Annotated in this window: 11 protein-coding genes; 4 read left to right on the forward strand and 7 right to left on the reverse strand. The window is 72.1% G+C overall.

Going from position 1 to position 13,615, the window contains the following annotated elements:
* Positions 1 to 24 precede the first annotated feature (24 nt).
* The gene (locus tag ACWD02_RS21670; protein ID WP_451213386.1) at positions 25 to 1,059 is read left to right on the forward strand and encodes a LacI family DNA-binding transcriptional regulator; all 1,035 of its coding nucleotides are present in this window, start codon (positions 25 to 27) and stop codon (positions 1,057 to 1,059) included.
* A gap of 31 nt (positions 1,060 to 1,090) precedes the next feature.
* Here ACWD02_RS21670 and ACWD02_RS21675 read toward each other — a convergent pair whose 3' ends face one another.
* The gene (locus tag ACWD02_RS21675; RefSeq protein WP_451213111.1) at positions 1,091 to 1,720 is read right to left on the reverse strand and encodes a CGNR zinc finger domain-containing protein; all 630 of its coding nucleotides are present in this window, start codon (positions 1,718 to 1,720) and stop codon (positions 1,091 to 1,093) included.
* A gap of 92 nt (positions 1,721 to 1,812) precedes the next feature.
* Complete coding sequence (locus ACWD02_RS21680; protein WP_451213114.1) at positions 1,813 to 2,937, reverse strand: NADH:flavin oxidoreductase; 1,125 nt, start codon at positions 2,935 to 2,937, stop codon at positions 1,813 to 1,815.
* A 192-nt stretch (positions 2,938 to 3,129) separates the two neighbouring features.
* Here ACWD02_RS21680 and ACWD02_RS21685 point away from each other — a divergent pair, with 192 nt between their 5' ends.
* From ACWD02_RS21685 to ACWD02_RS21695, 3 genes are all read left to right on the forward strand, one after another.
* A complete protein-coding gene (locus ACWD02_RS21685) occupies positions 3,130 to 5,733 on the forward strand; it encodes a helix-turn-helix transcriptional regulator (RefSeq protein WP_451213117.1) in 2,604 nt (867 codons plus the stop codon).
* 101 nt (positions 5,734 to 5,834) lie between these two features.
* Positions 5,835 to 7,238 carry an FAD-binding oxidoreductase gene (locus tag ACWD02_RS21690; protein WP_451213120.1) on the forward strand — a complete coding sequence of 468 codons (1,404 nt, stop codon included), beginning with the start codon at positions 5,835 to 5,837 and terminating at the stop codon, positions 7,236 to 7,238.
* Positions 7,239 to 7,293: 55 nt separating this feature from the next.
* On the forward strand, positions 7,294 to 7,953 hold the full coding sequence (locus ACWD02_RS21695) for a DUF6629 family protein (protein WP_451213123.1): 660 nt from the start codon (positions 7,294 to 7,296) through the stop codon (positions 7,951 to 7,953).
* On the opposite strand, the gene ACWD02_RS21700 is transcribed toward ACWD02_RS21695, so the two are convergent.
* From ACWD02_RS21700 to ACWD02_RS21720, 5 genes are all read right to left on the reverse strand, one after another.
* Complete coding sequence (locus tag ACWD02_RS21700) at positions 7,895 to 9,691, reverse strand: acyl-CoA dehydrogenase (RefSeq protein ID WP_451213125.1); 1,797 nt, start codon at positions 9,689 to 9,691, stop codon at positions 7,895 to 7,897. The genes ACWD02_RS21695 and ACWD02_RS21700 overlap by 59 nt on opposite strands.
* Before the next feature lie 113 nt (positions 9,692 to 9,804).
* On the reverse strand, positions 9,805 to 10,209 hold the full coding sequence (locus ACWD02_RS21705) for a GntR family transcriptional regulator (protein ID WP_451213128.1): 405 nt from the start codon (positions 10,207 to 10,209) through the stop codon (positions 9,805 to 9,807).
* Between the two features lie 47 nt (positions 10,210 to 10,256).
* A complete protein-coding gene (locus ACWD02_RS21710; RefSeq protein WP_451213131.1) occupies positions 10,257 to 11,237 on the reverse strand; it encodes an ABC transporter permease subunit in 981 nt (326 codons plus the stop codon).
* Positions 11,234 to 12,184: an ABC transporter ATP-binding protein gene (locus tag ACWD02_RS21715; protein ID WP_451213389.1), complete on the reverse strand. Its 951-nt coding sequence runs from the start codon at positions 12,182 to 12,184 to the stop codon at positions 11,234 to 11,236. Before ACWD02_RS21715 ends, ACWD02_RS21710 begins: the two co-directional genes overlap by 4 nt.
* Before the next feature lie 132 nt (positions 12,185 to 12,316).
* Positions 12,317 to 13,411, reverse strand: coding sequence for a mechanosensitive ion channel family protein (locus ACWD02_RS21720; protein WP_451213134.1), 1,095 nt, complete (start codon positions 13,409 to 13,411; stop codon positions 12,317 to 12,319).
* Between the last annotated feature and the right edge of the window lie 204 nt (positions 13,412 to 13,615).

The following is a 13,615-nucleotide window of genomic DNA, read 5'->3' on the forward strand; positions in this document are numbered from 1 at the left end:
CCCCGGGAAAGGACACACATGACGATGCCCGAACCGCGTCCCCCGATGGACGGTCCCCCCACGCTGCGCGATGTCGCCGAGCGGGTGGGAGTCAGCGCGATGACCGCCTCCAGAGCCCTGCGCGACGACCCGCGCGTGCTCCCGGCCACCCGTGAACGCATCCGCGTCGCGGCGGCCGAACTCGGCTACCGGCCCAACGAAGTGGCCCGCAGCCTGCGCCTGGGACGCGGCACGGGCCTGGTCGGACTCGTCGTCACGAACCTGGCCAACCCCTTCTACTCGCGGTTCGCCCTCGGCGTCGACTCCGTCATCGCGGGCGACGGCCTCAAGACGGTCATCGGGAACACCGGCCAGGACCTGGACGCCGAACGCGAGCTCGTCGCCGATCTGGTGGCCCGTCGCGTCGACGGCATCATCGCCGTCCCCGCCGCGTCCGACCAGCGCCATCTCGCCGCCGCGGCCGCCGACGGCGTGCCCGTGGTGCTCGCCAGCAGGCCGCCCGAAGGTTTCGAGGCGGACTGCGTCCTGGTCGACGACTTCGGCGGGGCCCGCGCCGCCACCGCCCGGCTGATCACCCGCGGCCACCGCCGGATCGGCTTCCTCGGCTCGCCGCCCGCCGTCTACACCGGCACCGAGCGCCTGCGCGGGTACGCGGCGGCACTCGCCGCACACGGCATCCGCTTCGACGAGGACTACGTACGGCAAGGACAGACCGAGCCGCGCGAAGCCCGGCGTGCCGCGGCCGAACTCCTCGCGCTGCCGGAGCCGCCCACCGCGCTGTTCTGCTCCAACAACCGCAACACGATCGGCGCGTTCCGCGCCCTGCGCGCGTCCGGCACCGACACCGCGCTCGCGGGCTTCGACGACTTCGAACTGGCCGACGCGCTCGGGCTGCCGCTCACCCTCGTCGCGTACGACAGCGACGAGATCGGCCGGGCGGCGGGCAGGCTCCTCGCCGACCGGATGCGGGGGAGGGAACCCGACCCGGGCAGGAAACTGGCGGCGGTCCCGGCGCGCCGGGTCGTGACGTCCACCAGCCTGGTGGAGTACGGCAGTTGAGGCTCGCGGCGGTCGCCGGGCCCCGGTGGTCCTACGCCTGACCGTCCGGCGCGGGCTCATGCGCCGGCTCAGGCTGCGCGCCCGCGCGGCGGCGTTGGCGCGAGGCCCGCAGGTTGGCGGCGTTGCCGCAGTCGCGCGTGGAGTGCCAGACGCCGCTGTTGTTGCGGGAGCGGTCGTAGAACGCCGTGGCGCAGCGTTCGTTGCGGCAGATCTTCAGGCGGCGCCACTCTCCGGTGGTCTGGGCGAGCAGCGCCTCGCACAGCACGGCGGACGTCAGCCAGCGCCAGCCCTCGCCCTCGGGTTCGGTGGTCAGGGCGGCGTCGCCGTGCAGGTTCACCTGGAGGGCGCACGAGGTGAAGCGGGCGGTCTCGCCGCTCGTCGTGCCGCACCGGGACAGCAGGGCGCGGCGCAGTTGTTCGCGCAGCTGCCGCAGCTTGGGCAGATCCTCTTCGGTGAGGGCGAGCCGCACTGCCGTGCGCCCCGTTCGCTCGGCCCAGGTGGGGAGCGCGACGGACACCCAGGCCTGCGCGGCGGCCACGTCCCCGAGGAGATCGGCCTCGGGGGCGTGGCCGGTCGGCGCGGTGTTCAGGATGTCCTGCACGAGCCCCAGGCCGCCGGGAACGGCGGTGGGGAAGTAGCGCTCGGTGGCAGGCCAGGTCATGCGCATATCGTACGCGACCGGGGGCGACAGCATCGTATGGGATTAACTGCTGTCGCCGTGGGTGGCCGTCGCTCAGGCTCGGTCAGGTTCGCTCAGACCAGGCTCTTGAGGAGCGACTTGTCGAAGGGCAGCGCGTCACCGAGCCGGTCCTCCAGGGCCTTGGCCGCCCACTCCGGATCGGCGATGAGGGCGCGCCCCACCGCGACCAGGTCGAACTCGTCCCGCTCCAGGCGGTCGATGAGCGGCTCGATGCCGGTCGAGGCGGACGGTGCCGCCCAGCCCTGCGAACCGATGAACACCTGGTCGAGGCCGACCGAGCCCACGGTGACCACCGGCACTCCGGACACCTTCTTGACCCAGCCGGCCAGGTTGAGGTCGCTGCCCTCGAACTCGGGCTCCCAGTAGCGGCGGGTGGAGGCGTGCAGGACGTCGACGCCCGCGTTCACCAGCGGGGTGAGCAGGCGCTCCAGCTCCTCGGGGGACTGGGCGAGCTGCGCGTCGTAGCTGCCGGCCTTCCACTGCGAGAGGCGGAAGAAGACGGGGAAGTCGGGCGAGACGGCGGCGCGTACGGCCGCGACGATCTCCGCGGCGAAACGGGTGCGGGCCTCGATGTCACCGCCGTAGCCGTCCGTACGGCGGTTGGTGCGCTCCCAGAGGAACTGGTCGAGCAAGTAGCCGTGGGCGCCGTGCAGTTCGATGCCGTCGAACCCGATGCGCTCGGCGGCTGCCGCGGCGTCGGCGAACGCGCGGATCACGTCGTCGAGGTCGTCGGCGGTCAGCGAGCTGCCCTTGGGCTGCCCGTCCAGGTCGATCCCGGAGGGGCCCGCCGCGGGAGCGGACGGCACCGGGCCCTTGCCCTCGTCGCGCGTGATGCCGACGTGCCAGAGCTGCGGAATGATCTTCCCGCCCGCGCCGTGCACCGCGTCGACCACCTTGCGCCAGCCTTCGAGGGCGTCATCGCCGTAGAAGCGCGGGACCCGGTCGCTCGTGCCGGCCGAGGGGTGATCGACGTACGTGCCCTCGGTGATGATCAGGCCGACCCCGGCGGCGGCGCGACGCGCGTAGTACTCCGCGACGTCCGCGCCCGGTACGCCGCCCGGCGAGAACTCCCTGGTCATGGGGGCCATCACGATGCGGTTGGGCAGCGTGAGGCTGCCGACACCGAAGGGGCGGTCGAGGGTCTGGGGAGTGCGCGCGGTCTGTGACGCCGAGGTCATGTGTCCTCCTGGCAGGGAACGAGGGGGGAGAGCGATCTCCTGTGATCGATGACGTAAGCGTACGCGCTTTACTCATGTCGCTTGCCGGAGGGCCCTCCGTTCTGTCCGCCCGGTACGAGACGCGGCGGCCCCGGGGCGGCGGGTCTCCGTACGGGCGACGGCAACGGGGTGGCCGCGTGGGAGAATTTCCGGGTGGACGGGGGGATCCTGGAGCGGGATCGTGAGCTGGCCCGACTGACCGCCGCCGTACGACAAGCGGGGGGCGGAGCGGGCTCGGTGGCGCTCGTCTTCGGAGAGGCCGGCATCGGCAAGTCGAGCCTCGTGAACGCCCTGCCGGGTGCGCTGTCCGCGCAGGCCAGGGTGCTGGTCGGACAGTGCGACGACCTCGCGACCCGGCGGCCGCTCGGCCCCTTCCGTGATCTCGTCGGCAGTGTCCGCACCGAGCTGGCGCAGGCGGTCACCGAGGGCGGCGACCGGCACCGGGTGTACGACGCGCTGCGGGCCGAGCTGGGTGACCCGCCGCATCCGACCGTCCTTGTCGTAGAGGACGTGCACTGGGCGGATGAGGCATCCCTCGACGCGCTGCGGTTCCTGGTACGCCGGGTGGACCGGATGCCCGCGGTCCTCGTGCTGACCTTCCGCGACGACGAGCTGGGCCGTGAACACCCGCTGCGGCACCTCCTGGGCCAGGTGTCGAGAGCGGCCCGCGTGCACCGCGTGCCCCTGCCCCGGCTCTCCCGCGACGCCGTGCGCACGCTGAGCGCGGTGAGCCGCCTCGACCCCGCGCAGGTGTACGCCGTGACGTCGGGCAACCCCTTCTACGTCGCCGAGGTCGTCGCGGCGGGCGGCACCGGGGACGTGCCCCCGACGGTGGTCGACGCCGTCCTGGCCCGGCTGCGCGGCCTCGACGACGCCGCACGCGACGCCCTCGAACAGCTCGCGGTGGTCCCCTCGGCGGCCGAGCGCACCCTGGCCGACGCGCTGCTGCCGGGCGGGGTCGGCCAGTTGACCTCGGCGGAACGGCGCGGCCTGCTCGTCGTGACCCCCGAGCGCGTGATGTTCCGGCACGAGATCATCCGGCGCGCCATCGCCGACTCGCTGCCCGCGGCACGGCGCATCGAGCTCGACCGGAACGTGCTCGCCGTCTTGGTCGCGCAGCCCGGCGCCGACTCCTCCCGCATCGTGCACCACGCCGCCCGGGCGGGCGACCAGGACGCCATCGCGCGCTACGGCCCCGACGCGGCGAGGGACGCGGCCCGCACCGGCGCGCACCGCGAGGCCGCCGCCCAGCTACGGCTCGTCCTGCGGCAGCGGAACCGCTACGGACCGGCCGAACTCGCCGACCTCCTGGAGCGGTTCGCGGTGGAGAGCTACACCATCGCCGATTCGCCCGCCGCCGTCGGCGCCCAGCGGGAAGCCGTCGCCCTGCGGCGCTCCCTGGGCGACCTGCGGGCACTCGGCGCCGATCTGCGCTGGCTGTCGCGGATCCACTGGTGGGCGGGCGACGCGGACGCCGCGCAGGAGGCCGCAAGGGAAGCCATCGACGTACTGGAACAGGCCGGTGACGAACGGCTGTTGGCGCTGGCGCTCAGCAACACCTCCCAGCTGCGCATGCTCTCCGACCGCTACGCCGAGGCCATCGGCTACGGCGAGCGCGCCATCACCCTGGCCCGGCGCACCGACGACGCGGCGATCCTCTCGCACGCCCTGAACAACGTGGGCACCGCCCGCTGGCGCGGCGGCGATCCGCTGGGCAGGCCGCAGCTGGAGGAGAGCCTGGCGGTCGCGCTGAAGGCGGGCGAGGCCGAACACGCCTGCCGCGCCTATGCCAACGTCATCTGGACCCTCCTGGAGAACCTCCGCTTCGCGGAGGCCGACCACTTCCTGGCCCCCGCCATGGAATTCGCGGACCGCACGGAGCACCTCGGGTTCCTCCGGTACCTCCAAGTGGAGCTGGCGCTGCGGCAGTTCGCCGCCGGGAGGTGGGACGAGGCGGAGAAGCACGCCGAGTCCGGCGACGCCTACGAGTTCCCGCCCGCGCGCTGCCCCGCCCTGACCGTCCTGGCACGCGTACGCATCCGGCGCGGCGCGGAAGGCGGCGACGCACTGCTCGGGCGGGCCTGGGAGGTCGCCGAGCGGACCCGGGAGCTCCAGCGCACGGGCCCGGTCGCCGCGGCACGGGCGGAGGCCGCCTGGCTGCGCGGTGACCACGCGGCCGTGCTCGACGCCGTCGGCCCCCTGTACGCGCAGGCGCGCGGCCTGGCCGCGACGCCCTACCGCGCCGAACTGGGTTACTGGCTCAGCAAGGCGGGGCACCCCGCTCACGCGGACGGCTCCGATCACCCGTACGCGTTGCAGGCCGCCGGGCAGTGGCGCCGGGCGGCCGAGGCGTGGCGGGCCGCGGGCTGCCCCTACGAGCACGCGGCAGCCCTGGCGGAGAGCCCCGACCCGGCGGACAAGCTCACCGCGCTCGCCGGCCTCGACGCCCTGGGCGCCGAACCCCTGGCCCGGATCGTCCGCGCCGACCTGCGCGACCTGGGCGTCGCCCGGATCCCGCGCGGCCCGCACGCGGCGACCCGGCGCAACCCGGCGGGCCTCACCGGACGTCAGCTCCAGGTCGGACGGCTCCTGACGGAGGGGCTCACCAACATCGAGATCGCCGAGCGGCTCTTCCTGTCCGTGCGCACGGTCGACAACCACGTCCGTGCGGTCCTGGAGAAGCTCGGCGCCCGCACCCGGCGCGAGGTCGCCGCCCGCGCCGCGCAGCTCGGGATGGAGATCGGCCGCGAAAAGTAGGTAATCGCCGGGCGGGAGCTAGGTGGTGGGCACGGATATCGGCGGGTGGCGGACGGTACTAGAACGGGCGGATCGGACACGCCGAACCAACGGGGGAGCTCATGTCCATCACGCCCGCACAGGCAGCGCGCCGCGAACTGGCAGGGTTCAAGGGTGAGTTGAAGGGTCCGGACGACGCCGGGTACGACGCGGCACGTGCCGTCTACAACGCGATGGCCGACAAGCGCCCCGCGCTCGTCGCCCGCTGCGCCGACGCCGACGACGTGTCCCGGGTCATCGGTTTCGCCCGCGCGCACGGCCTGCCGCTCGCGGTCCGTGGCGGCGGCCACCACGGCGCGGGACTCGGCACCGTCGAAGGCGGCGTGGTCGCCGATCTGTCACCGCTCAAGTCGGTCGAGGTCGACGCGCCGAACCGCACCGTGCGGGTCGGCGGCGGCTGCGTGTGGAGCGAGGTGGATCGCGCCACGCACGAGCACGGCCTGGCCACGCCGAGCGGCATCATCTCCTCCACCGGGGTCGGCGGGCTCACCCTCGGCGGCGGCCTCGGGCACCTCACCCGCAGGTTCGGGCTGAGCGTCGACAACGTCCTGGAGGCGGACCTCGTCCTGGCCGACGGCCGTCAGGTGCGGGCGAGTGCCGACGAGAACACGGATCTGTACTGGGCGATTCGCGGGGGCGGCGGCAACTTCGGCGTCGTCACCTCGTTCCTCTTCCGGCTGCACGAGCTGAGCACGGTCGTCGCGGGCCCCACCTTCTGGCCCGCGGAACGGGGTGCCGAGGTGCTCGCCGCCTATCGGGACTTCCTGCCCCGAGCGCCGCGCGAGGTGAACGGCTTCTTCATGTACGGCACCGTGCCGCCGGCCCCGCCCTTCCCCGAGACCCTCCATCTGCGCAAGATCTGCGGTGTCGTGTGGTGCCACACCATCGAGGACCCCGAGGCGGCTGCCCACGCCATGGCGCCGCTGCTCGACGCGCTGCCCGACCCGCTCCTGCACGCCGTGGCCCCGATGCCGCACCCCGTGCTGCAGTCCATGTTCGACGGGCTCTACCCGCCCGGCGACCAGTGGTACTGGCGCGCGGACTTCGTCGACGAGATCCCGGACGACGCCGTCGCCCTGCACGCCAAGTTCGGCCCCGAGGTGCCGACGATGAAGTCGACGATGCACCTGTACCCCATCGACGGCGCCGCCCACGACCACGGCACGGCGGACACGGCCTGGAGCTATCGCGGTGCCCGCTGGGCCTGCGTCTACGCGGGAGTGGACCCGGACCCGGGCAACGCCGACCTCATCAAGCGCTGGACGGTCGACTACTTCGACGCACTGCACCCGTACTCGGCGGGCGGCGCCTACGTGAACATGATGATGGAGGAGGGGCAGGAACGCGTCCGGGCCAGCTATCGCGACAACTACGCACGCCTGTCGCGGGTCAAGGCCGCGTACGACCCGGACAACGTCTTCCGCTTGAACCAGAACATCGAGCCCGACCGGCGCGACCTCGGGTAACCCCGGTGGACCGCCCGCCGCGCCCCGCTGTGGCGGCGGTCGTAGCGTGGGGTCCATGTGCTGGAGCGCGACGGCCGATCTCGTGGCGGGCGTGGGTGTGGCCGCCGTGGGGGTCGCCTGCGTGGCCCGCGCGGCTCGCGGTGGCCGACCGCGCGATCTGCCGATCGCCGCGCTGCCGCTGCTGCTCGGCGCACACCAGATCATCGAGTCCGAGGTCTGGCGGAACGACGGCGGCACCGGGTGGGCCACCGTCGCGTGGGCCGTGATCGCCATGCCGCTGCTGGCGCTGTGGCTGCCCGTGGCGGTGCTGTGCGCGGCCCCGCCGAGTGCCCGCCGCCGTCTGCTGCTCCCCCTCGCGGCGGGCGTGGCGACGGCGGCGGCGCTCTCCTACTACCTGGCGACCCGCACCGTGACGGCCGACATCCGCGGCCACACGGTCGGGTACGCGCTCGGCCTGCCACGGCCCGAGCTGATCATCGCCGGATACCTCATCGCCACCATCGGCTCCCTGCTCCTCTCCGGCGACCGCGGCCTGGTCCTCTTCGGCGTCCTGGTCGCCGTCGGGGCGGCGGTGTGCGTGCTGCTGTGGCGTCGCGAGTACATCTCCACGTGGTGCGCGTTCGCGGCGGTGTGCTCGGTGTTCCTCTACTTCTGGGTCAGAAGGCGTTCTCGTCGAGTTCGAGCGCGGTCCGGTCCAGGCTCTCCAGGAGCGTGAACTGGGCCTCCGTCTTCGGCAGTTCATGGCGGAAGAAGTAACGGCAGGCGGCGCGCTTGCCGGCGTGGAAGTCCTCGGTGCCCGACTCGGCCGCGAGCAGCTGCTCCAGCCACATCCAGGCGACGACCACATGCCCGACCGCTTCGAGGTAGACGCTCGCGTTGGCGAGCGCCGTCTGCGGGTCACCGGTCGACCAGAGCCGCTGGGTCACCTCCACGGCACGCGCCGCGGCCGCGTCGAGCGCCCGTCCGTACCCGGACGCGGAGCCGCCCGCGGCGGCGGCACGGGCGGAGGTCCGCGAGATCCGCTCGACGAGCAGCCGAAGGCCGCTGCCGCCGTCCATGATCACCTTGCGGCCGAGCAGATCGAGGCCGTGGATGCCGTGCGTGCCCTCGTGGATGGGGTTGAGGCGGTTGTCACGGTAGAACTGCTCGACGTTGTACTCGCGCGTGTAGCCGTAGCCGCCGTGCACCTGGATCGCCAGGTTGTTGGCCTCCAGGCACCACTGCGACGGCCAGCTCTTGGCGATGGGCGTGAGCACGTCGAGCAGCAGCTTGGCCTCGTCGCGCGTCTGCGGCGATGTGCCGGTGTTCTGCTCGTCCAGCAGCCGCCCGCAGTACAGGTTGAGCGCCAACGCGCCCTCCACGTAAGCCTTCTGGGCGAGGAGCATCTTGCGTACGTCGGCGTGCTCGATGATCGGGACCTGCGCCGACGCGGGGTCCTTCGCCGCGAGCGGACGGCCCTGCGGGCGGGTGCGCGCGTAGTCAAGGGCGTGCAGGTAGCCGGTGTAGCCGAGCGCGGTGGCGCCGAGGCCCACACCGATCCGGGCCTCGTTCATCATGTGGAACATGTACGCGAGACCGCGGTTGGCCTCACCGATGAGGTGGCCGACCGCGCCGGGCTCGCCGCCGGGACAGTGGGCGCCCTCGCCGAAGTTCAGCAGGGTGTTCGTGGTCCCTCGGTAGCCCATCTTGTGGTTGAGACCCGCGAGCACCACGTCGTTGCGCTCGCCGAGCGACCCGCCGTCGCCGACGAGCACCTTGGGCACGATGAACAGCGAGAGCCCCTTCACGCCGGGCGGGCCGCCCGGGATGCGGGCGAGCACCAGATGCACGATGTTCTCCGAGAGCTCGTGCTCGCCGCCGGAGATCCACATCTTGTTCCCGAAGAGGCGGTACGTCCCGTCCTCCTGCTCCTCGGCCCGGGTCCGCACATCGGCGAGCGACGAACCCGCCTGCGGCTCCGACAGGCACATCGTCCCCAGGAAGCGGCCCTCCACCATGGGGCGCACGAAGGTGTCGATCTGCTCCTTGGACGCGTGCGCGAGGAGCAGATTGGCGTTGCCCATGGTCAGGAAGGGATACGCGGCCGTGCCGACGTTCGCCGCCTGGAACCACGCGAAGCACGCCTGCGCCACCACGGCGGGCAGCTGCCCGCCGCCGATCTCGTGGTCCATGGCACTGGCCAGGAGCCCCGAGTCCCCGAAGACCCGCAGGGCCTCCTTCACCTCGGGGATGATGTGCACCCGCTCCCCGTCGAAGGTGGGCTCCTGGGCGTCGTTCTTCTTGTTGTGCGGGGCGAAGTGCCGCGTGGCGATCTGCTCGCTCAGTTCGAGTGCGGCGTCGAAGGTCTCGCGGGAGTGGTCCGCGTACCGCTCCCGGCCGGTGAGCGCGGGCACGTCGAGCCACTCGTACAGCAGGAAGTCGAGGTCACGACGGGACAGGAGCAGGGATGACATGCGGTTTCTCCATGGGGTGACGGCGGGACCGATCCCGGGGCAGGGGGCCCCGCACACCCGATACTAAGCGGTTGCTTATGGGGTTTGTCGAGGGCGGCCCCGTGACACCCGGCTCAGCCGACCGCGTCCCCCTGGAAGGTGGCCGCGCGCACCGCCTCGAACAGCGCCGTGACGTCCTGCGCCGTGAGCCCCGCGGACCGCGCCTGCTCCATCCACTGCGCCAGGGAGCTCTGCAGCGGCGAGTCAGGACCCGCCTGGGGGCGGGCGAGCGAGCGGGTGATGAACGTGCCGGCCCCCTGGCGGACCTCGGCGAGGCCCGCGCGCTCCAGCTCGCGGTACGCCTTGAGCGTCGTGTTCGGGTTCACCTTGGTGGCCGCGGCGACCTGGGCCGCCGTGGGCAGCCGGTCGCCCTCCACCAACGCGCCCATGCGCAGCGCCTGTTCGACCTGGCGCACGATCTGGAGGTACGTGGCCACACCGCTGCGCCGGTCGATGCGGAATTCGACCACTGTCCCCACTCTCTGCTCGTTTGCGGACACTTTACGTTCGCGCCGTCCCCGGCGTCCTAGAGGGGCCGCCGCGAGGCCCACCACAGGACGAACACCGCCACGGCGGCGGTCGCGCCGAGCAGGATCGCGGCGCCGGTCCACTGCATGCCCGGCATCTGGTCGTAGCCGAAGTACTCGACCACGTTGTTGACGATGCCGTGCTCCTTGATGCAGGCGTTGGTGGCCTTCTCGGTCGGTTCGGCGCATGTGCCCCAGCCGTAGAGCTGCCCGTCCGCGGTGCTGATCCAGCGGTCCGCCTCCACGGCGCTGCCGCTGTCGAGGAAGTTCGGCGTGTCGCCGTTCAGCGGCCAGGTGATCGTGCGCGGGGTGGCGAGGCGGTCGCGGAACTCGCCCCAGGCCACCTGGACGACCACGGCGAAGAAGAAGGTGGCCAGCATGGCGGGCAGCACCCGGCGCAGCAGCATGCCGATCGCGATGCCGCTGATGGTGGTGAAGAGGGAGAGTGCCGCGAGCATGGGGCCCGTGTTGTCGAACACCGATCCCGAGAGCCATTCCGCGAGGAGGGGGTCGCGGTAGGGCTCCCACCACCAGAAGAACAGCGTGGCTAGCACGAGGGTGGCCACCAGGACGAGCGCGAGGCACCAGGTCAGCTTGGCCGCGAGCCAGCGGCGGCGCTGCACCGACTGCGTGGTGACCAGGTGCGCGGTGCCGTGCTCCTGGTCGCTTGCGATCAGCGGGGCGCCGATGAAGACACCGAGGACGATGGGCAGGGCGCCGAGGGCTTCGGCGATGTACTGAAACCTCTCCGGGGCCTGCGTCAGGTTGACGTTCTTGCCGGGCCAGCCCATCCCGGCGAGCATGTCTGCAAGCTGACCGCGCTCGTAGATGATCGCGGCCGAGCCGAGCACGACCAGGGCGACGACGATCCACGTCGTGGTGCGGTGCTGGCGCAGGACGAGCCAGGTGAGCCCGTGCAGCAGACCCGGCTTCACGGCGGACCGCTCCGTGCGCGGCTGCTCGGTCAGGGTGGTGCTCATGCGGCGGCGGTCCCCTCGGCCTCGATACGTGCGTCGTGCGTGAACAGCGGCTCCGCGTCCGGCGAACGGAGATGGGCGAGCAGGACTTCCTCCAGGCTCGGCTCGGACACCTCCCAGTCGGGGGCCAGCGGCCCGTGGGGGCGGACGAGTGCGCGGAACTGGCGTCCTTGGGCCCGGAATTCGACGACCGTGTGCGGGGCGAGATCCGCGGGCGGTGTGCCGTCGGGGGCGAGCCCGGTCACCAGGGCGTGGGCCGGGACCAGCTCATCGGTGTCGCCCGCCATCCTGAGCCGGCCGTCCGCGACGACCACGAGGTAGTCGCACATGTCCTCCAGCTCGGAGAGCATGTGGGAGGACATCAGCACGGTCGTGCCGCGCTCGACGGCCTCCGACATCAGCAGGGAGCTCATCTCGTCCCTGGCCAGCGGGTCGAGGTCCGCCATGGGCTCGTCGAGCAGCAGCAGATCGGGCCGCTTGCCGAAGGCGAGCGCGAAGGCCACGCGGGTGCGCTGACCACCGGAGAGCGTGCCGACCTTGGCGTCCATCGGGACGTTGCCGGAGCGCACGATCCGCTCGGCGGCCGCCATGTCCCAGCCGGGGTTGAGTTCGCTGCCCATGCGCAGTGTCTCGGCCACGGTGAACCGCTTGAACAGCGGCTTGTCCTGGGAGAGGAAGGCGAAGCGGGGCATCGCGGCCGGGTCGTCCACCGGCACGCCGAAGATGCGCAGTTCGCCCTCGGTCGGGGCCACCAGGCGGGTCGCGAGCCCCAACAGGGTGCTCTTTCCCGCGCCGTTGGGGCCGACGAGACCGCAGATCCGCCCGGCGGGCAGCCGGAAGGAGCAGTCGCGCAGCGCCCAGCCGCGGCGGTAGCGCTTGCCCAGGCCGCGAGCCTCGAGCGCGGTCGCGCTCAGGGGGCCGGCGGCCTCGGTGGGGTCGGCAAGGGTCATGTCCACGCGCGCCTCTCTCGATTCCATTAAACAATTAATGGAATCATGATCTGGGCGCGCCGAGTCTGTCAAACGGGTGGCTGATGGCTCCTCTCGCGCGTGGCGGCGCTCTTGGTCGTCGGGTCGTTCGCGCTACGGCACCGGCTTCGTCGTCGGCGCCGTGGCCTCGCGCTGGTGCGGGATCAGGCCCGGCGGCAGCTCGCCCTGCTGTACGTTCACCGTCCTGACCGGGGCGGGAACCCGGATGCCCTCGGCGCGGTAGCGCTGGTGCAGCTGCTTGATGAACTCGTGCTTGATGCGGTACTGGTCGCTGAACTCGCCCACGCCCAGGATCACCGTGAAGCTGATCCTGGAGTCGCCGAACGTGTGGAAACGCACGGCCGGTTCATGCTCCGGAAGGGCGCCGTCGACATCCTTCATGACGCTCTCCACGACCTCGGTCGTGACGCGCTCGACCTGCTCCAGGTCACTGTCGTAGCTGACGCCGACCTGGACCATGATGGACAGGTCCTGCTCGGGGCGGCTGAAGTTGGTCATGTTGGTGCCCGCGAGCTGAGCGTTGGGGATGATGACGAGGTTGTTCGACAGCTGACGCACCACCGTGTTGCGCCAGTTGATGTCGACGACGTAACCCTCCTCGCCGCTGCTGAGCTTGATGTAGTCACCCGGCTGCACCGTCTTGGCGGCCAGGATGTGTACGCCCGCGAAGAGGTTGGCCAGGGTGTCCTGGAGGGCAAGGGCCACCGCGAGGCCGCCCACGCCGAGCGCCGTGAGCAGCGGGGCGATGGAGACGCCGAGCGTCTGCAGGACGACGAGGAAACCCATCGCGAGCACGACGACACGGGTGATGTTGACGAAGATCGTCGCCGAGCCCGCGACGCCCGACCGGGACTGCGCGAGGGACTTCACCAGGCGGGTGACCACGCGGGCCGCCGTCAGGGTCCCGGCCAGGACGAGGAGGGCGGTCAGCGTCATCGAGACGTTGTGGCCGGTCCTCGGGGTGAGCGGAAGGGCGGCGGCCGCGACGGCCGCCCCCGCGGTTATCGCCGCGCAGGGGACCAGCGTGCGCACGGCGTCGACGATGACGTCATCGCCGCTCCACCGGGTCCTGCTGGCCCGTTCGCCCAGCCACCGCAGGGTCATCCGCAGCAGCAGACCCGCCGCGATGCCGACGGCCACCGCGATACCGGCGGTGATCAGGTCGTGCCATGTGAGCGCTCGCTCCATCAGTTCATTCTCCAGGTTGTGCGGGCGCACCGGACGCGTGTTCGTGGTCCGGCGCGAGCGTCATCCTGCCCCATGGGTGCGGCGCCGTTGCCGGGGGCCCGCACCCAGCTTGCCCTCAACTCCCGGGGCGCGGGGCGATGTCCGACATCCCGCGCCGTCTACTCGTCCACGGCGAGCCCGGGGAGCCAGGTGAGGCGTGCATCC

The organism is Streptomyces sp. NPDC002853 (genome assembly GCF_053591915.1).

What these genes read in the sequence shown, in the direction of transcription:
- ACWD02_RS21715 (WP_451213389.1), bottom strand. Translation starts at nt 12,184, where the DNA reads ATGACCCTTGCCGACCCCACCGAGGCCGCCGGCCCCCTGAGCGCGACC.
- ACWD02_RS21670 (WP_451213386.1), top strand. Translation starts at nt 25, where the DNA reads ATGCCCGAACCGCGTCCCCCGATGGACGGTCCCCCCACGCTGCGCGAT.
- ACWD02_RS21710 (WP_451213131.1), bottom strand. Translation starts at nt 11,237, where the DNA reads ATGAGCACCACCCTGACCGAGCAGCCGCGCACGGAGCGGTCCGCCGTG.
- ACWD02_RS21695 (WP_451213123.1), top strand. Translation starts at nt 7,294, where the DNA reads ATGTGCTGGAGCGCGACGGCCGATCTCGTGGCGGGCGTGGGTGTGGCC.
- ACWD02_RS21690 (WP_451213120.1), top strand. Translation starts at nt 5,835, where the DNA reads ATGTCCATCACGCCCGCACAGGCAGCGCGCCGCGAACTGGCAGGGTTC.
- ACWD02_RS21720 (WP_451213134.1), bottom strand. Translation starts at nt 13,411, where the DNA reads ATGGAGCGAGCGCTCACATGGCACGACCTGATCACCGCCGGTATCGCG.
- ACWD02_RS21675 (WP_451213111.1), bottom strand. Translation starts at nt 1,720, where the DNA reads ATGACCTGGCCTGCCACCGAGCGCTACTTCCCCACCGCCGTTCCCGGC.
- ACWD02_RS21680 (WP_451213114.1), bottom strand. Translation starts at nt 2,937, where the DNA reads ATGACCTCGGCGTCACAGACCGCGCGCACTCCCCAGACCCTCGACCGC.
- ACWD02_RS21700 (WP_451213125.1), bottom strand. Translation starts at nt 9,691, where the DNA reads ATGTCATCCCTGCTCCTGTCCCGTCGTGACCTCGACTTCCTGCTGTAC.